Source organism: Psychrobacter sp. H25 (assembly GCF_059076335.1).
This window is the reverse complement of record NZ_JCACRV010000001.1, coordinates 721116-739651: the sequence shown is the minus strand read 5'-3', so window position 1 is coordinate 739651 and position 18536 is coordinate 721116. Positions and strand designations below refer to the sequence as shown.

At 43.1% G+C, this 18536-nt stretch carries 14 protein-coding genes; 6 read left to right on the top strand and 8 right to left on the bottom strand.

From position 1 onward, the window contains the following. Nucleotides 1-80: 80 nt before the first annotated feature. On the top strand, nucleotides 81-1208 hold the full coding sequence (locus tag AC5JPO_RS02890) for a glycosyltransferase (protein ID WP_493851737.1): 1128 nt from the start codon (nucleotides 81-83) through the stop codon (nucleotides 1206-1208). An 8-nt stretch (nucleotides 1209-1216) separates the two neighbouring features. On the opposite strand, the gene AC5JPO_RS02885 is transcribed toward AC5JPO_RS02890, so the two are convergent. The 4 genes from AC5JPO_RS02885 to aspS form a co-directional block, all read right to left on the bottom strand. Next, the gene (locus AC5JPO_RS02885; RefSeq protein ID WP_493851738.1) at nucleotides 1217-2074 is read right to left on the bottom strand and encodes a WaaZ-like lipopolysaccharide core biosynthesis protein; all 858 of its coding nucleotides are present in this window, start codon (nucleotides 2072-2074) and stop codon (nucleotides 1217-1219) included. Between the two features lie 52 nt (nucleotides 2075-2126). Continuing rightward, nucleotides 2127-2927: a glycosyltransferase gene (locus AC5JPO_RS02880; RefSeq protein WP_493851739.1), complete on the bottom strand. Its 801-nt coding sequence runs from the start codon at nucleotides 2925-2927 to the stop codon at nucleotides 2127-2129. Nucleotides 2928-3083: 156 nt separating this feature from the next. After that, a complete protein-coding gene (locus AC5JPO_RS02875) occupies nucleotides 3084-4037 on the bottom strand; it encodes a lysophospholipid acyltransferase family protein (protein WP_493851740.1) in 954 nt (317 codons plus the stop codon). A gap of 67 nt (nucleotides 4038-4104) precedes the next feature. Further along, nucleotides 4105-5931 (bottom strand): aspartate--tRNA ligase, encoded by a 1827-nt coding sequence (gene aspS / locus AC5JPO_RS02870; RefSeq protein WP_493852705.1) that lies wholly within the window; start codon nucleotides 5929-5931, stop codon nucleotides 4105-4107. A gap of 374 nt (nucleotides 5932-6305) precedes the next feature. On the opposite strand from aspS, the gene sohB reads away from it, so the two are divergent. From sohB to AC5JPO_RS02845, 5 genes are all read left to right on the top strand, one after another. Beyond that, complete coding sequence (sohB, locus tag AC5JPO_RS02865; RefSeq protein WP_493843279.1) at nucleotides 6306-7286, top strand: protease SohB; 981 nt, start codon at nucleotides 6306-6308, stop codon at nucleotides 7284-7286. Between the two features lie 270 nt (nucleotides 7287-7556). Then, a complete protein-coding gene (locus AC5JPO_RS02860; protein WP_493854005.1) occupies nucleotides 7557-8804 on the top strand; it encodes an acyl-CoA dehydrogenase family protein in 1248 nt (415 codons plus the stop codon). A 183-nt stretch (nucleotides 8805-8987) separates the two neighbouring features. Continuing rightward, nucleotides 8988-10229, top strand: a complete 1242-nt coding sequence (locus tag AC5JPO_RS02855) for a phosphotransferase family protein (RefSeq protein WP_493853216.1) — start codon at nucleotides 8988-8990, stop codon at nucleotides 10227-10229. 37 nt (nucleotides 10230-10266) lie between these two features. Next, nucleotides 10267-11031: a histidine phosphatase family protein gene (locus AC5JPO_RS02850; RefSeq protein ID WP_493851742.1), complete on the top strand. Its 765-nt coding sequence runs from the start codon at nucleotides 10267-10269 to the stop codon at nucleotides 11029-11031. 143 nt (nucleotides 11032-11174) lie between these two features. Next, nucleotides 11175-12044 carry an SDR family oxidoreductase gene (locus tag AC5JPO_RS02845; protein WP_319050374.1) on the top strand — a complete coding sequence of 290 codons (870 nt, stop codon included), beginning with the start codon at nucleotides 11175-11177 and terminating at the stop codon, nucleotides 12042-12044. Between the two features lie 98 nt (nucleotides 12045-12142). Here the strand turns inward: AC5JPO_RS02845 and AC5JPO_RS02840 are convergent, their stop codons facing one another. From AC5JPO_RS02840 to AC5JPO_RS02825, 4 genes are all read right to left on the bottom strand, one after another. Next, nucleotides 12143-13843, bottom strand: a complete 1701-nt coding sequence (locus AC5JPO_RS02840; protein ID WP_493851743.1) for an AMP-binding protein — start codon at nucleotides 13841-13843, stop codon at nucleotides 12143-12145. Nucleotides 13844-14490: 647 nt separating this feature from the next. Next, complete coding sequence (locus AC5JPO_RS02835) at nucleotides 14491-16188, bottom strand: AMP-binding protein (protein ID WP_319050376.1); 1698 nt, start codon at nucleotides 16186-16188, stop codon at nucleotides 14491-14493. A 584-nt stretch (nucleotides 16189-16772) separates the two neighbouring features. Beyond that, a complete protein-coding gene (locus tag AC5JPO_RS02830; RefSeq protein ID WP_493851744.1) occupies nucleotides 16773-17567 on the bottom strand; it encodes an ABC transporter permease in 795 nt (264 codons plus the stop codon). 194 nt (nucleotides 17568-17761) lie between these two features. Further along, nucleotides 17762-18523 carry an ABC transporter ATP-binding protein gene (locus tag AC5JPO_RS02825; protein WP_493851745.1) on the bottom strand — a complete coding sequence of 254 codons (762 nt, stop codon included), beginning with the start codon at nucleotides 18521-18523 and terminating at the stop codon, nucleotides 17762-17764. Nucleotides 18524-18536: the final 13 nt, after the last annotated feature.

The window sequence follows — 18536 nt, the reverse complement described above, 5'->3', positions numbered from 1 at the left end:
TGCAATAAATATGGCTATTGATACACTTATTTGGTCAATCAATCATACTAATACGCTTACCAAGCTAAGCTGAGACACGCATGCCACCCGTTATTTTATTTATTCTAAAAGCGCTTGAAGGTCGCGGTGCTGAGCGTATGGTTACTACGCTAGCGAGTACTTATGTACAGATGGGCTATAACGTACATATACTATGTCTGGAAGGGACTCAGGATATGCCGTTAGATACTGGTATTCACTATCATGTCGTACCATACGATGAAGTGTTCATTGAGCAAAATCTTGATCCAGGTTCCAAACAGGCACAGGCTTATAAGAAAGTTGCGACGCGTATTGACGATTATGTGCTTAGTCAAATAGGAACACCAAATCTAACCTTGGTTAACATTTATAAATTGAACTGGATCATGACGTATAGCCGATTGCCAAATGTCGTAAACGTGCTACATACAGCGCTATCTAAACAGTTCGAGCATCAGTTATTAGACACACCAGTACAGACTCTTAATCATTTAAAAATGGTGTATGGTGCACACCCTTGTAGCTGCGTCAGTGAAGGTGCACGTAAAGACTTAGTCTCGCTTTTAGGAGAAGTGACTGCTACCACAACAATCTATAATCCTTGCGACGCTGCTTGGATCAAAAGCAAATCATCGCAAACATCACATATTGAAGCATTTGGTTTAACCCATAAACAGTATATGATTCATGTTGCCTCATTTGACACTATGAAGGGGCATCGCGAGCTATTACAGGCCTATGCACAGACGGCGCAGAAGCTGCCGCTAGTACTGGTGGGTAAAGGCACGCTTGAAACAGAGATTAAGGCGTTAGCAGTTGAGCTTAATATTAATAACCATGTTAGGTTTTTGGGTTTTCAGACCAATCCTTATCCTCTGATTGCGTCAGCGGCATTGATGTTAGTCACCTCTAAGTTCGAAGGTTTTGGCTATGTTATTGTCGAAGCGCAAGCACTTGGTGTACCCGTGATCAGTACCGACTGTCCTTTTGGTCCAAGGGAGCTGTTACCAACTAAAAACTTGATAGCTGTTGGAGACATTGAAGGATTGGCCATACTTATCGATCAAGCGGTAGACAATCTTATACGTTATATAGTGCCATTAAATGAGCAACTATTGCCGAAACATATCGCGCAGCAATATTTGGAATTTGGTCTCATATCGAATTTACTAGGTAATGAAAGTTAGAAAAAAGATTATAGACCATTAAATAAGTCTTTGGAGACGGGCGAATGATTGATAACAGTAACCCCATGTGCTCTGTACGCTCTACCCAGTAAGTTAAAGGAAGGCACAATGCGCTCGCTCATAACTTTACTCAATGTACTTGGCGCACTGTTGCCATCGTTTTCATAAAAACGCGGTTGATCACTATTGAGTAAGTCAATACCGTATAGATGAATAGTAGCTGCAAGACGAGAAAAAGCCAGTTGGGTGGCGACATAAGCAACGGTACCTGCCTCGACAAATCCATGAGTGACATTAAGAGAAACGCCAATTTCAGCAGCGCTATGAGTGCTCGCAATGACAAAGTTTGGATGGTTTATAAAGTAAGACAATGGCGTTTTTTTATTCAGTCGTTTTTTCTTAAATATAAGCTTATTGAATGATAGCTTATTTGACTTAACCCCCCACGGTCTATCCACCGGATACAATACTCGCATGGCATGATGGTAAGTGCGCATGATGTCCGGGTGAGTGGTTGCCATTGCTTCAAAGACAGCCAATGTCGCGTATAAAGGTTGCCCCGTATAATGCTGCCGTAGAATTTCAGGTTGATGATTGATAAAGCGGGCATCACTGATAACATAGCCGACGATATCATTGAAATCATGCTCTGCGGTAAGGCTGATACTGCCGTTTACAAAGATAGTTGGTGTGTCTGATAAATCTGACAATACCAGCTGCTGTATTGATGGACCTGAGGCGATAATATTGACGTCTTTTCCAAGCAAACTTTGCTCTGCTTCATTAGCATTAAAAGCATTAATAACGACGAGCTCGTTATCAATATTGAAACTAGCAGTGGTCGGTAACCTTAAATACAACGCCATACCATTTTCCAGTAGTTGACCTCAATTATTTGATATTTTAATGACTAAACGTTTACTGCCAGTGTTCTTTTAACCAAGGACTTGGCTTCACATGCCGATACCATTTGCCGCCGCTACCAGCAATGGCGTCTGGTGGATTAATCTCGCCATGGAATATAACAACCTTTGCATCGTCAGGTAGTGTGGGCGCTCGCACAAAGTTAAACGGAATGGGCGCGATACATTGGTATTTAAAACTCACGCACCATGTTTTATCCCAATACTCTAGATGATGATGCTCACGCAGGTAGTTAGACAGGTAGGCCTGTTCATGACGTACTTGAGTGCGAATGGTCTCAAAATTTCGCTCAAAGTTTGCCAATAGATCAGGGTAGGTGTTCATACCAATATTGAAACGATAGACAGAGCTATTACCAATCATACGCCATGGTTTTTTCCAATCGCGAATGATGACCACACTATCTTCATGCTTTGCTACATAAGTAAAAAAAGCATCGATATTATCAACAATGACGATGTCAATATCCAAAAATAGTGCCACACCTTTTAAATCATACAGCTCAGGCTTAAAGGTTGTGAGCTTTTTCCAGCCACGTTCAGGACCTGCAGGCAAATCCATCTCAGGTATGGGGTAACAAGCAATCGCAGGATCGATACCTGTACTGTCATCGGTCAAACAAACCATTTGAAAATCTAGTGTCAGATGACGGCTTACCATGTTGTAGAGACGATTGACGTATTCGGGACCATATTTATCGCCCCATTTCATACAAATAATATAACGCTGTTCAGTAGTGCCGCTACTGCGCTGCGCTGGGTCTGTAGGTACGGCTTTGGTTACGTCAGATGTCATAATACACTCGTGATGAGATAATGATAAGGTGGATATAGGATCAATAAAAAAGAAAAGAATTTGAAAGTTAGGCAATACTAGCATAACTGTGATTGATGATATGTCTAAATCATTACATGATAGCACGGTTGTTGCTAGCGATTATTAAGCTCGGTGCTATCGCTGAGAGCCGTTAAGATCATTGTTGGAACGATCAGTAGTAGCATGATGTGCTTGAATAAAAGCTGCTAGTTTTGCTTTATCCTTTCGGTAAGGGTTGCCTAAATTAGGTATACGTTTAAACCGTCGGTAGCCCCACATATAATGACTGCAATGATCGTTGATCATGTGCTCCATAGCCTGATTGAGCGCATGAGTCGCCACTTCAGCATTACGGTCGTATAAAGCAGAATTATCGAGCTGATAGCAGTAAATATCAAAACCGCGTCCATCAGTACGACGAATACATGCGAGACCAACTAAGGCGCATTTGGTTTTGCTCGCCAATTTTGAGGCAAGGGTGCTGGTTAATGTTTTGACACCAAAGAAGGGCACGACAACGCCGCCTGAGGGATCTGGGACATGGTCTGGCAGTACAATACTAAAGCCCCCTTGCTTGAGGGTTTTAAAGACGGCTTTTACGCCGCTACCATCGGTAGGTACCAACGTGGCATTAAGACGCGCACGACCTTGCAGGATAAACTCATTAGCGAATCTGCCGTCTACAGGCTTATACATAATAGTTGGCGAACCAAACTGATTGAGCCAGGCGTTCATCATCTCCCAGGTACCAAGATGGGGTACGATGGCAAGCATGCCATTGGGATTGGCAAGCCCTTCTAATAGAATGTCTTTATTATGGACGTCACGAATCTGAGCAATGCTCCATTCAGGTGGCATCGCCCAGCTTTTGATAGATTCGATACTGGTCAAACATTGATGGTAGATGATGTCTTTAGTTAGTGCGCGCTTTTGCTGCTCAGACAAGGTACCAGTAATCAGCGCCATATTGATACGAATGGTGCGCATGATACTTAGATTAGGTATCTTAACGATAACCCAAGCGACAAAACGTGCCAGCATCTGCAGTACAGACAGTGGCACGAATTTGAAAATATGATACGGATTCATAACCACTCACATGGCAATGAATCACGTAACAAGCACGGTAGATAGCAACTACGCATCATCAAAGGTTTTATTGAGCAGGTTTGTTGGCATCAGCCTGTGCTTTTTCACGCACACGGATACCAAGATCACGTAACTGTTTGCTATCAACTTCAGCAGGTGCTTGGGTCAATGGGCACTCAGCAGTTTTGGTTTTTGGGAAGGCAATCACATCACGGATAGAGTCTGCACCTACCATAAGCATAATCAAGCGATCCAAACCGAAAGCCAAGCCACCATGCGGCGGCGCACCGAATTTCAATGCATCAAGTAAGAAGCCAAATTTGTCTTCTGCTTCTTGCTCGCCGATACCTAAAGCATCAAGGACAGCTTGCTGCATATCGTAAGTATTGATACGCAAGCTACCACCGCCAACTTCTGTACCATTCAATACCATGTCATAAGCGATAGAAAGCGCAGCTTCTGGGTTGTTTTTCAACTCTTCAACTGAGCCTTTAGGCTTAGTAAATGGATGATGCATTGATGTCCATTGACCGTTGTCAGTTTCCTCAAACATTGGGAAGTCAGTCACCCAAAGCGGCGCCCACTCACAAGTTACCATTTCAAGGTCTAGACCGATTTTTTGGCGTAATGCGCCGATTGCGTCATTTACGACACTGGCTTTATCTGCACCAAAGAAGATAATATCGCCATCTTCTGCAGCAGTACGCTCAATTAGACTAACAAGCACATCATCAGTCATGTTTTTGATGATCGGAGACTGTAGGCCAGACTCTTTATCTACGCCATTGTTGATGCTACTTGCATCATTGACTTTGATATAAGCCAAACCGCGTGCGCCATAGATACCAACAAACTTAGTATAAGCATCGATTTGCTTACGGCTCAATGAAGCACCGCCAGGTATACGTAGGGCAGCAACGCGACCTTTAGGATCGTTAGCAGGGCCAGCAAATACCTTAAAATCAACGTCTTTCATCAAGTCTGCAACGTCGACCAGTTTCAATGGAATACGTAAATCAGGCTTGTCTGATGCATAGTCGCGCATTGCTTCAGCATAAGTCATGCGAGGGAACTGCTCAAACTCAACGTCCATCATGGTCTTGAACAAATGCTTGATCAGACCTTCGTTGATGTTCATGATCTCTTCTTCGTTTAAGAAAGACGTCTCGATATCCACCTGAGTAAATTCAGGCTGACGATCAGCACGTAAGTCTTCATCACGGAAGCATTTAGCGATTTGATAATAACGGTCAAAACCTGACACCATTAATAATTGCTTAAATAGCTGTGGTGACTGCGGCAGGGCAAAGAAGTTACCAGGACGCGTACGTGATGGTACGAGATAATCACGCGCACCTTCAGGCGTTGCACGAGTCAAAATAGGCGTCTCGACATCCAAGAAACCATGATCGTCTAAATAGCGACGAATTGCTGAAGTTGCCTTGGCACGGAACACCATACGCTCTTGCATTTGCGGACGACGCATATCAAGATACCGATACTTTAGACGCAAGTCTTCTGATACCGTGGTTTTTTCGTCATTCAATGGGAATGGCGGTGTTTCAGATTTAGCCAATACTTCAATTTCTTTGCACAATAGCTCGATCTGGCCACTGGTCATATTATTATTTTCAGTACCTTCATAACGACGACGTACGCGGCCAGTGATTTTTAGTACGTATTCAGGACGTACCGCATCAGCGGTTGCGAAAGCTTCTGGTGTGTCAGGGTCGACCACGACCTGCAAGATACCAGCGCGGTCACGCATGTCTAAGAAAATCACACCACCGTGATCGCGACGACGATGTACCCAGCCCACGATGCTAATGGTTTGCTCAAGTAAGCTCTCAGTTACGGCTCCGCAATATTCGTCTCGGTATTCGCTATGCGTCATAGTGCTTTGCGTCATAATATAGTTATCCAGTTATCAGCCCAATTCGAAATACAGTAATGCAGCCATTGCTGTGCGTTTCAAGCGATTTGCAAAAAAAACACACAAACAACGCGATCAAGACAAAGGGTCATCACGTTGGCTGCAGAAAATTTGATATAAACGCATATTATGCCTAATATGCCCTTGTTATACAACCAGCTGAGTTCAATCAAAGTGCAGCCATGCACTGGTATCGGCTGTATTCATTGAGCGATATCTAGATTAGGTTAAATATTGTCATTTTGCTTGAAAACACCAACAAGCGTGCGCATATCAACCGCACCTGAATAAAAACATCTATATTGATATATCTACTGACTTGAGGATTTGTAATCATGCTATTTCATCCCCCTAAAAACCCGGTTGAGCTAAAAGTAAGACATCTAAATGAAGCCCAAAAACAGCGTCGCGAAGATTTGATGGAAGCGACCCAGGGCAAAGCCGCGCTTAAAGCATTCAAAAAAGCAATGGCAAAAAAAGCCAAGCAAGCCCTAAAGACAAAAAGCAAAAAGCAGAAAAAAAATACTGACACTGCGTCACAAGTTTTTGTACTTGACTTTGACGGTGACATCAAAGCCACTGCCGTCAATCATTTACGTGAAGAAATTAGTACCCTTATCAGTACAGCTAATAAAGGCGATGAAGTGATCGTACGTCTTGAGTCAGGCGGCGGTTTGGTGCATGGTTATGGTCTAGCAGCCGCGCAATTGGTGCGCTTAAAGGACGCCGGTCTAAAGCTGACAGTATGTGTTGATAAAGTGGCAGCGAGCGGTGGCTATATGATGGCGTGTGTGGCAGACAATGTTGTGGCCGCACCATTTGCGATTATTGGCTCAATCGGCGTGGTATCACAATTGCCAAATTTCCACAAATGGCTCAAAAATCACGACGTCGATTATGAAATGTTTACCGCTGGCGACTACAAACGTACGGTGACTGTGTTTGGAGAAAACGACGCCGAAGATCGTGCTAAGTATCAAGAAGAGCTAGAGCAGACGCACGAGCTATTTAAGCATTTCGTTAATGCTTACCGCCCAGAGTTGGATGTTGCCAAAGTAGCCACAGGTGAGCACTGGTATGGCGAAGACGCGTTGAAGCTCAACCTCGTTGATAGCTTGCAGACCTCTGATAGCTATATTTTGGAGCGTATGGAAAACAGTGAAGTGTATTCATTGCATTCACGCCAAAAGCCAACGCTTGCAGAGAAGCTGGGTCTGGCGCAAGCTGCCGAAGCAACCCTTAGCATTGCAGTGGATAAATTACCGGATGCATTAGCACGTTTTGAGTTAAATAGTCGTCTGAATATCTTAAAATAGTGTTAGATATCATTATGATGTCTAATAGTTAGTGTTTTAGTCGCTTTACTCTTAACTACGCATTGTTTGTATTTTGTAAAAGGCGTGTCCTAGCTGGTCGCGCCTTTTTGCTGTTTATTCATAATTGCTGTGTTATAAATGTAGCATACTAAAAACAGTATACGTCCGTACACTAAAGCTTGCGCTAAAGGTCTAACAGCGCTTTTTATCAAAACTCGATTTAGACAATCAATAAAGAAAAGGAAGTCATTTATGTCTAACGACAATTTAATGTTTACCGCAACAGAACATGGTCAAGCCATGCATGCCAAAGTCAAAGCGTTCATTGAAACGCATATTGAACCCATCGAAGCCCAGTTCTGGGAAGAGTGTCATAAGAAAAACCCTGACGGTAACTGGGAGAACTGGGAATGGCCAGAAGCCTATGAAAACTTACGCAAACAAGCGCGTGAGGAAGGATTGTGGAACCTGTTCTTGCCAGATGATACTTTAGGTGCAGGTCTTTCGGTTACTGATTATGCGCCTATTGCAGAGCTGACTGGTCGTAGTTTGCTTGCGCCACATGTATTTAACTGCAATGCGCCTGATAGCGGTAACATGGAGCTACTATGGCGTTATGGTACACAAGAGCAGCAAGACAAATGGCTCACGCCGTTGTTAGAAGGTGAGACACGTTCTGTCTTTTGTATGACTGAGCCTGATGTGGCGTCAAGTGATGCCACCAATATGCAAGCCACTGCTGTGGTTGATGGTGATGAAATCGTTATCAACGGTAGTAAATGGTGGTCATCGGGTCTTGGTGATCCTGCAGTTGATATCTTGATTGTTATGGCATATACCGCTGACGAAACTGCCGGTCGCCATCATCAGCATTCGATGGTATTAGTTCCAGTCAATACTGCGGGTGTTAAGATCAAGCGCATGCTCAAAGTATTCGGTGATTATGATGCGCCGCATGGTCATGGTGAAATTAGCTTTGAGAATGTACGTGTGCCAGTCAGTCACTTTATCGGTGGACCAGGTAAAGGTTTTGAGATTGCACAAGGCCGCCTAGGACCAGGTCGTATTCACCATTGCATGCGTTGTATCGGTGCGGCTGAAAAATCACTAGAATTGGCTGTTAAGCGCGGTATGTCACGTACCGCTTTTGGTAAGCCATTACTACAATTGGGCGGCAACTTTGAGCGTATCAGCGATGCCCGTATCAAGATTGATCAAGCACGCTTATTAACCCTTTACGCGGCGCAAAAAATGGACGCCCAAGGTACCAAAGCGGCATTGACTGAAATCTCTGCTATTAAAGTAGTCGCGCCAACTGTACTACAAGAAGTGGTCGACATGGCGATTCAAATTCATGGCGGCATGGGTGTATGTCAAGACACGATGCTACCAGGGTTCTATGCCCAAGCTCGTGTATTACGCCTCGCAGATGGCCCTGATGAAGTACACCAAACGATGATCGCCAAGCTAGAGCTAAAGCGTCAAGGTTTTAGTCGTTCTAAATCTGACAAAGCTTAAGACTCATCAATAGGTGTGAGTAAACCTAAAGTTGCTCATACCACTATTGCCGAAAATAAAAAAATTGAAAATTCACTATTAACGATTTAGTAGTGAATTTTTCATCACTAACAGTAGCTCATTGCTATTAAATAGTTGACTACTGGCTATAAAAATACATGATCACACGATAAGGAATGTCTCATGGCAACTGATAGTAAAGTACTTGATAAAGGCGGTGCCGTACGTGAAGGTGAAGAGCTTGATGCTACAGCAGCGAGCGAATGGCTTCGCAGTCAGGGTGTCGATGTCGTAGGCGAGCCTAAAGTTACTCAGTTCTCTGGCGGAGCGTCAAACTGGACGTATCGATTACAATATGAAGGTGAAGGTAAAAACCAGGATCTTATCTTACGCCGTCCACCAAAAGGTACCAAAGCAAAATCTGCTCATGATATGGTACGTGAGCATACAGTTCAAAAGGCATTGAAAGACGCTTATCCTTATGTACCTGAAATGGTTGCATTATGCACTGATGAAGCTGTCATTGGTGCTGATTTCTATGTGATGGAGCGTATGGAAGGTATCATTCCTCGAGCCAACTTACCAAAAGGCGTTGAGCTGGATCCTGCCCAAACTCGTCTGCTTTGTACCAATGTTTTAGATGCGTTGGTAGAGCTACACCAGATAGACTATACAGAGCATCCTGATTTGGTCGATTTAGGACGCGGTGATGGTTATTGCGAGCGCCAAATTAGTGGCTGGGATAAACGTTACGTCAAAGCAAAAACACCTAACGTACCGAGCTTTGCATTGGTCAGACAGTGGCTTAAAAAACACACACCTGCGGATAGCAAAACGTGCATTATTCACAATGACTGGCGTTTTGACAATGTCATACTCGATGCGGATGAGCCGACCAAGGTGATTGGTGTACTTGATTGGGAGATGGCAACCCTTGGCGATCCATTAATGGATTTGGGTAGTGCATTGGCCTACTGGATTGAAGAAGATGACAATATTGTTATGCAGCAGTTCCGTCGCCAGCCAACTCACTTAGAAGGCATGATGACGCGTGATGAAGTAGTTGCTTATTATCTAGAAAAATCTGGACTCAAGATAGATAACTGGACCTTTTATGAAGTATTCGGTCTATTCCGTCTATCAGGTATTATTCAGCAAATCTACTATCGCTACTATCACAAACAAACCACCAATCCAGCATTCAAAAATGCATGGCTTGCTATACACGTCATGCACGCCAAATGTCTCAAACTGATTGCGCAATATGAAGGCGAAGCGCTGTTCAATACACACGTTCAGCCGCATTTAGAAGACAGAGGGGTAGACGCTGCTACCATCGAGCAGCTGCCAAGCCCTGTACAGAAGGTTGTTAAAAGTATTTTACCAAAGGGGTATTTTGCAAAATCATCTCACACTCCTGAATAAACTGTACTTTGGTAAATATGATAAAAGGTAGTAAGTTATGACAACCATACTTTTAGCCCGTCACGGCCAGGCTTCTTTCGGTCAAGAAAACTACGATCAACTCTCAGAGTTAGGTAGTATTCAAGCAAAAATGCTAGGTCAGCACTACGCTGCAACGCAGCGCCGTATAGATGCAATATTCACTGGTAATTTGGTTCGCCAGCAAGATTCAGCACGCCATTTTTGGGAGGGCTATCAGCCCTTTGTTTGTACCAATAATGGCGATGGCAAACCTACGATGCCAGCAATCGATTTTGATCAGCCCAATAGCTATATCGTGCCACAACTCGATGAGTTTAATCACAAGGACGTCTTTATTAAGTCAACTGACGGACTCAGTAATCGAGCCGATATCTCAGCTGAAATTGCTAAAGCGGAATCACCAGCCACGCGACTGGCAGAATTATTCGATCAGGCAATGCAGCGCTGGCACGGTGGTAACAATGATCAAGATTATGTTGAAAGTTGGCCACAGTTTAGTGAGCGTGCGCAGCAAGCGCTTGAGCAAGTACGTACAAAAATAGCAAATATGAGCTTAGATCAGGACAGTACAGTACTTGTATTTACGTCAGGCGGTGTTATTGCTGCAATCACTGCGCAGTTGTTACGTCAAGGTAGCCAGACAGCCTACCAGTTGAATAAAAGCTTGGTTAATACAGGTGTGACATCGATCACTCTAAAAAAACAGAGTACTCGCTTGCTGTCTTTAAATGAATATAGCCATTTATTCTCTGAAGGCAAGCCGTTTGTGACATGGCGATAAACTTGTTAGTGATACAATGTTGTGTATACCTAAATGAAGTACATTGTTTGTGCGTGAAGTACACCGTCTGTGCTGATAAGATGCACTGATACAAGCGGACATGACGTTAACGCTATTCATTACTGATATTCAAAGGACTGTATATGCAAAATAAATTGATAAATTTGGTTGCCAAAAGTGCCCGCAATAGTAAAAACCAGTTAGTCGGTGCAGTTCAACCTGCACGTTACTTAAAAGGTCTGAACAGGCAGCAAGTAGGCAAGGGTAAAACGGTACTTATCACAGGGGCAAGCTCAGGTTTAGGCGAGGGGATGGCGAGACTTTTTGCCAAATTAGGGTATAACCTGGCAATATGTGCGCGCCGTACGGATCGTTTAGAGCAGCTAAAGTCAGAGCTAACGGCGCAATACCCTGATATCCGTATTGAGTATCGTGCTTTAGATGTCAGTGACTATGATGCGATTTTCCAAGTATTTGCGGCTTTTACAGAGGACTTCGGTAGTATTGAGCGCGTAGTAGTCAATGCTGGCATTGGTGACAGTCGCCGAATTGGTCAAGGGCATTTTGAGACCAATCGCCGTACCGCAGATATCAACTTTGTGGCAGCATTGGCACAATGTGAAGCGGCAATGAGCATCTTTCGTGCCCAAAACAGTGGACACTTAGTAGTGATATCAAGTATGTCAGCCATGCGCGGACTGCCTAGACATCTAACTACCTATGGCGCGAGCAAGGCTGGCTTGGCTCACTTAGCAGAAGGTATTCGCGCGGATATGCTATTGACTAAATTGCCCATCAAAGTATCTACTATCTATCCAGGGTATATCCGTACAGAGATCAACGAGGGCTCCAAGCCATTGCCATTCGAGGTCGATGCAGATACTGGTACCAAAGCGATTGTGGCAGCGATTGAAGCGGAAGTAGATGAAGCCTGTGTACCAAGTCTACCGTGGTCAATGGTCAGTCATGCGATGAAACATTTGCCATTGCAAGTAATGAGTAAATTAAGCTAGTAGAGAAAAATGACAAAATACTAGATATGACAAACAAAACAGCCCACTATTATGATAGTGGGCTGTTTTGTACTTATCCAAAAATCATAGTATGAGTACTATAGTGTTTGTGGGTTGTCTGCAATATGCTGCTCACGCAGCTTTTGACGTAGTACTTTACCCACATTGCTTTTTGGTAGTTCACTGACAAACTCAATATGACGCGGGCATTTGTAACCGGTCAAATTATCCAATGCAAACTCTTTAATGTCCTCTTTAGTGACATTATTGTCTGCAGGTATGATATAGATTTTGACGGCTTCACCCTGGTTTTCATCAGGAATACCAATCACGGCACAGTCAAGAATACCATCATAATCAAGCATGACCGCTTCAATCTCATTTGGAAATACATTGAATCCTGACACCAAAATCATATCTTTTTTACGGTCTAGTAAAGTGAAGTAGCCTTTTTCATCCATGCTCACAATATCGCCAGTACGGAAGTAACCATCGCTTGTGAAATCATTGGTATTGTCTCGATTGAAATAGCCTGACATGACGTTTGGGCCTTTGATGCACATCTCACCTGCCTCATGCATGGCGACACGTTCACCATTTTCGTCGACGACGATGATATCGACACTAGGAACTGGTATGCCGATTGTACCGTTGAACTTACGATCAGTAATGACGTTGGCGGTACCGCCAGCAACCCCTTCTGTCATACCCCAGCCCTCGACCATAGGGCAACCAGTCACCTCTAACCAACGGGCTGCTGTTTGCTCGGTTGCCGCCATACCACCGGCTTGCGTGATACGCAATGAGCTAAAGTCCAAATCTTTGAAATTTGGCTGATCAAGTAAACCTTTAAACAAAGTGTTTACAGCAGGGAAAATATGGAACGGTTGTTTTGACAAGGTTTTGATAAACCCTGGCATATCACGTGGGTTAGGTATCAGCACAAAGGTATAACCTGAACGCATACCAAGCAAGCTAAGCATGAATGCAAAAATATGATATAGCGGCAATGCCATTACCATATTGATATATACCTCGTTGATATCCGAGGTAACAGGACGATACCATGCTTCTGATTGCATAGCAGCAGCGACGACGTTACGCTGAGTCAGCACGGCACCTTTAGATAACCCTGTTGTTCCACCAGTATATTGCAAAATAGCTTTCTGCTGCATGGTGGCTTTAGGTGCTTGAATAGGGAGGTTCTTACCTTTCTTAAGCACTTCAGGAAATTTGGTAACATGGTACTTAGGATCGTTAAGGTTGTATTTAGGTACTAAGCGTTTCACCTGACGGATAACGGTATTTACCAAAATACCTTTCAAGCCCATCATATCGCCCATTTTTGAGAGGACAATACGCTTGATATTAGTCTCTTCAATGACTTGCTCTAGCGCTTGAGCGAAGTTGTCAACGACAAAAATAACTTGAGCACCAGAGTCGTTTAATTGATGACGCAGCTCACGGCCAGTATATAGTGGGTTGATCGGGGTACAGACGTAACCTGCGCGTAAGATACCAATCATGATTGGTAAATATTGTGGGACGTTTGGCATCATGAGTGCCACGACGCTGCCTTTAGGTAAGCCTTGAGCTTGTAACCATGCCGCCACTGCAAGTGATGCCTTATCAACGTCACCATAAGTATGAGTAACACCCATACAAATAGTCATAGGATGCATACGAAAACGGTTAAAGCACTCTTCATATAGCTCTATGAGGCTTTCATATTGGTCAGGATTAATGGTCTTGGGTACATTGTCTGGGTATTGAGCAAGCCAAGGTTTATCTACTGTCATGCCAAGCGTCCTTAAATTAAAATAAGCTAAGGTTCTATAGAGAAGTAGTCACATCCATGTCAACAATATAAGTCACTGCCTTATAAGCAGTGCATTGTCGAGTGCTATCCTTTGTTTTCACATACTGCTAACGTACAGAGGCCTTTATAAAGTTTTATTTAACTACTAAGAGTAAGCCGTTCGAACAACAGACATCTGAGTAGATTAAACGACTGGTTACTGATTCTACAATCAAAACATTCATTTAGAGCGGTAGCAATAATTTGTCCTGTTTTTAGCTTAGAATCAAATTAAATCGATAGAAAGCATAGTGACACATTGCGGCATTACATTAACACAACTACAACTAATTTTGTTATTGCTATACAAGAACTTAATAGTTTATATTTGAGTTTGATATAACAAAAAAAATATGTTGCAAGCTAAAGAAGATAAGTGGTTATTTTGAATGGATAAAATTATTGTTGAGATCTGAAAGCCTAAAAATTAATACGAGCCAGAAATCAACAGCATCGTAGAGCTGTTACAGCATTATAAGTTCTTGTATATAAAAAATCACTACGAAAAAAGCCCCGCATTTAATGTGAGGCTTTTTTTCTGAAATCATGAATTAATATGACATGATGTTCGGGATCAATATAGACCACTTATAGCTGAGGGTGCTCAGCATTATGTTTTTCACGTAGTTTTTGACGTAGTACTTTACCGACATTACTTTTCGGCAATTCGCTGACAAACTCAATATGACGCGGACATTTATAGCCAGTTAGGTTGTCTAGTGCAAAATCTTTGATAATTTCTTTAGTCACATTGTTGTCTTCAGGAACCACGTATATTTTGACAGCCTCACCCTGATGGCTATCAGGAATACCGATTACTGCACAGTCAAGGATACCATCACAGTCGAGCATGACAGATTCGATCTCATTTGGGAACACATTAAATCCTGATACCAAGATCATGTCCTTTTTACGATCTAATAGTTTGATATAGCCCTTATCATCCATACTAACGATGTCTCCAGTACGGAAGTAACCGTCACTAGTAAAATCACCACTACTGTCTCGGTTTAGATATCCAGAAGTTACATTAGGCCCTTTGATACATAATTCGCCGCCTTCGTTCAGTTTTACCTGATTGCCTTCTTCGTCGATAATAATGACATCTACGCCAGGGGCAGGCACGCCAATGGTGCCATTAAACTCACGGTTTGTAATCACGTTCGCTGTACCGACGGCGACACCTTCCGTCATACCCCAACCTTCAATCATTGCGCAGCCAGTCACCTCTAGCCAACGTTTGGCAGTTTGCTCGGTTGCAGCCATGCCGCCAGCCTGTGAAATACGAAGCGAGCTAAAGTTTAAGTCTTTAAAGTTTGGATTATCTAATAGCCCTTTAAAGAGAGTGTTGACGGCGGGGAAGATATGAAACGGTTGTTTTGATAAGGTTTTGACAAACCCAGGAATATCACGCGGATTGGGTACCAATACGAAGGTATAACCTGAGCGCATACCCAGTAGACTAAGCATAAAAGCAAAAATATGATACAGCGGTAGCGCCATAACCATATTAATATATACCTCATTGATCTCCGAGGTGATAGGTCGTGTCCATGCTTCTGATTGCATTGCCGCTGCCACAACATTGCGCTGCGATAAAATAGCACCTTTAGAAAGCCCTGTGGTACCACCTGTATATTGTAAGAATGCTTTTTGGTCTAACGACATTTTTGGCTGCTGGAAAGGTAGGTTTTTACCTTTCTTCAATACGTCAGGAAATTTGGTGACATGATATTTAGGGTCGTTGAGGTTGTACTTAGGAACTAAGCGTTTGACCTGACGGATAATGGTATTCACTAAAATACCCTTTAGTCCCATCATATCGCCCATTTTCGATAAGATAATACGTTTGATAGAGGTCTCTTCAATGACTTGCTCAAGCGCCTGAGCAAAGTTATCGACCACAAATATTGCTTGTGCACCAGAGTCATTAAGCTGATGTCGTAGCTCTCTTCCAGTATATAGCGGGTTGACAGGGGTGCAAATGTAACCTGCACGCAGGATACCGATCATTGTGGGTAAGTATTGGGGTACGTTTGGCATCATAAGTGCCACGACACTACCTTTGGGTAAACCTTGCTCTTGTAGCCATGCTGCTACTGCCAGTGATGCTTTGTCGACGTCATTATAGGTATGGGTCACACCCATGCAGATGCTCATCGGATGACCGCGAAACCGGTCAAAACACTCTTCGTACAGCTCCATAATGCTACTGTATCTATCAGGATCAATAGTTTTTGGTACACCTGCGGGATATTGAGAAAGCCAAGGTTTGTTCGGCATCATGGTCAGCGTCCTTGCAATTTAGGATGGGTTAAAGTGTTGTAAGAAAGCAGCCATCTGCACGTAAATATAACAAAACAGCAGTAACCTACTTTATCTTCTGCTGTGTTCGACAACGTCCTTGTCTATCGACTGGCTACTCACTTGTGTTGCTGTTGTTCAATGCTTCTTAATTACCAAAGCAATTGGCTAATTAATTAAGTAACGTTGAACGAGTAGATAATCACCTAAGAGAAATTATAGATATTTCAGGTAAGTATTATCTGCTCTTTGCAACTCAGGTATCAAAAAAACGATACATTTAAGCAATACATTAGCATGAATAGCGTTGAAAACAACAACAGAAAGCAAAACTGAGCAGTCTATACATAAAGCTAAAAAAACTGAAAAATATATGACGTACAAGTATCTGGCAGATATGAGAGGTGCTTTTTTATCACAATGGATGTGCGAATAGGAAGTGACTATTCTATAAATCGGCCTCACGATGAGATTTGTCACGGAGCCAGTACTACTCGACGATATTATAAACGCTTTAGAGCGGTGAAGTCTGATCGTTAATTCATAGAGAGGAGAGAAAGAGGAAGCTACTGGGGGAGCATAAATTGCTTGCGCTTATTAAAAAAGCGTCGATAAATCAATAAAGCACTGATAGTACAACCAAGCGTGCTACTTGCACAGATCAAAAACATAGTGACAATCTGATAGCGAACAGCCTGTGTAGGATCAGCACCTGCCAGTATCTGACCGGTCATCATACCTGGCAAGCTGACAATACCGACGACTAGCATAGAATTCAGTGTTGGGGTCATACCATTGGTTATTGCTGCGCGTATCTGTTCATGTACTGCCTCAAATGGCTTCGCAGAAAGGCTGAGCATCATCTCAATACGCCCTTGCTGCTCGTGAAAAGCTTCAATCAACTGGTTGCTGGTCAACGAGATAGCCGTCAAAGAATTGCCCAGTATCAAACCTAGTACAGGAATGATGAATTGCGGTGTATACCAAGGCTGAACCCCTAAAATAACCACAATAGCTATCGCGGTAACGAGCACAGCCGAGGTGCTCACTGCTAATAAGGTGTCAGTTAGTAAACCCTTATAGCTGCGTTTAACACGATTTTTTGCAGCACTGCCGGCAATAAGCGTCATGATGGTCAAAATCAGCAAAACTTCATACCATTGTTCACGTGCAAAAATCCACGCCAGGATCAGACCAATAAAGCTCAACTGCACGATGGTACGGACAGCCGCGATTAAGAGTGTCTTTGTCAGTTTTAAGCGCAGCTGCCATGACACCAAAAGCACGATAATAATTAGACCGCTGGCAAGAGCGATATCACCATAAGTTAGTAATACTTGCATGTCATCTGTACCAATCATAGGTGCTCATTATATTGTTAATCCACTATAAAAGAGCTACAGCGTTAACCTCGCTTAAAGTATGACATATATATCTGTACTCGGTTGTCTTGTAGCAGTCTTAAATTGGATCAACTCTAGATACGAAAAAATAAACGAGTAAAAAAGTGGGGGCAAGGGGGATTAAACTGCTTATCTAGCGTTGGATAATTGTCTCAAGATATCTCAGTTAAGACACCCGCCTGCATTTGCCAATGTCTATTGGCCAGCGGCATGATGTCTTTAGTATCGTGAGTGACCCATAATAATGTGCGCTGTTTATTGGCCTGTAACCAGCTCATCAGCAGAGTTACCAATTGTGCTGAGGTATCAACATCCAGTGCAGCTGTTGGTTCATCTAGTAATAATACTCTTGGATTCAGTTGTAATAGACGCAACGTATTGACGAGTTGACGCTCACCACCAGATAGATGATAGGCCTCTTGCTGCAAAAACTCTGCATTTCTATTGAGCGTCTCAAGCTGGGCAACATGCCAGTCGATATCAAAGCTTTGAGACTGATGTGCTTGTAGTTGATAAGGCATCTTTAGGTTGTCAAGGACACGACCTTCCATCAGTTGCGGGTGCTGAGCAAGTAAAGCAACTTGTTTGCGCCATTCTGTAGGCTCAATGACTTCAATACTGTCACTGCTACAAGACGCGCTGTTACTCTGTAAGAGAATATCACCAGCACTCATTGGCAGTAAGCCTGCAAGTACGCGTAACAATACGGATTTCCCACTACCAGAAGCTCCTGTCAAAACAGTTATTTGACCTGAATGTAGTTCGCCACTTGCGCCATTGATTAGTGCGCTGTTATGGGTCGACCGGTCATCGGGCGTCGTATTGTTCTTTAGCTTATCTGACCAGTTCTGATATATTTTTTGCAGAGCAAAAGCATTTGTTCGTGTGCCTGTTGTAGCTTCATTATCAGACATGCTGACTGCTCGT

What these genes read in the sequence shown, in the direction of transcription:
- AC5JPO_RS02840 (WP_493851743.1), bottom strand. Translation starts at nt 13,843, where the DNA reads ATGACAGTAGATAAACCTTGGCTTGCTCAATACCCAGACAATGTACCC.
- AC5JPO_RS02880 (WP_493851739.1), bottom strand. Translation starts at nt 2,927, where the DNA reads ATGACATCTGACGTAACCAAAGCCGTACCTACAGACCCAGCGCAGCGC.
- aspS (WP_493852705.1), bottom strand. Translation starts at nt 5,931, where the DNA reads ATGACGCATAGCGAATACCGAGACGAATATTGCGGAGCCGTAACTGAG.
- AC5JPO_RS02890 (WP_493851737.1), top strand. Translation starts at nt 81, where the DNA reads ATGCCACCCGTTATTTTATTTATTCTAAAAGCGCTTGAAGGTCGCGGT.
- AC5JPO_RS02885 (WP_493851738.1), bottom strand. Translation starts at nt 2,074, where the DNA reads ATGGCGTTGTATTTAAGGTTACCGACCACTGCTAGTTTCAATATTGAT.
- AC5JPO_RS02860 (WP_493854005.1), top strand. Translation starts at nt 7,557, where the DNA reads ATGTTTACCGCAACAGAACATGGTCAAGCCATGCATGCCAAAGTCAAA.
- AC5JPO_RS02855 (WP_493853216.1), top strand. Translation starts at nt 8,988, where the DNA reads ATGGCAACTGATAGTAAAGTACTTGATAAAGGCGGTGCCGTACGTGAA.
- sohB (WP_493843279.1), top strand. Translation starts at nt 6,306, where the DNA reads ATGCTATTTCATCCCCCTAAAAACCCGGTTGAGCTAAAAGTAAGACAT.
- AC5JPO_RS02850 (WP_493851742.1), top strand. Translation starts at nt 10,267, where the DNA reads ATGACAACCATACTTTTAGCCCGTCACGGCCAGGCTTCTTTCGGTCAA.
- AC5JPO_RS02845 (WP_319050374.1), top strand. Translation starts at nt 11,175, where the DNA reads ATGCAAAATAAATTGATAAATTTGGTTGCCAAAAGTGCCCGCAATAGT.
- AC5JPO_RS02830 (WP_493851744.1), bottom strand. Translation starts at nt 17,567, where the DNA reads ATGATTGGTACAGATGACATGCAAGTATTACTAACTTATGGTGATATC.
- AC5JPO_RS02875 (WP_493851740.1), bottom strand. Translation starts at nt 4,037, where the DNA reads ATGAATCCGTATCATATTTTCAAATTCGTGCCACTGTCTGTACTGCAG.
- AC5JPO_RS02835 (WP_319050376.1), bottom strand. Translation starts at nt 16,188, where the DNA reads ATGATGCCGAACAAACCTTGGCTTTCTCAATATCCCGCAGGTGTACCA.
- AC5JPO_RS02825 (WP_493851745.1), bottom strand. Translation starts at nt 18,523, where the DNA reads ATGTCTGATAATGAAGCTACAACAGGCACACGAACAAATGCTTTTGCT.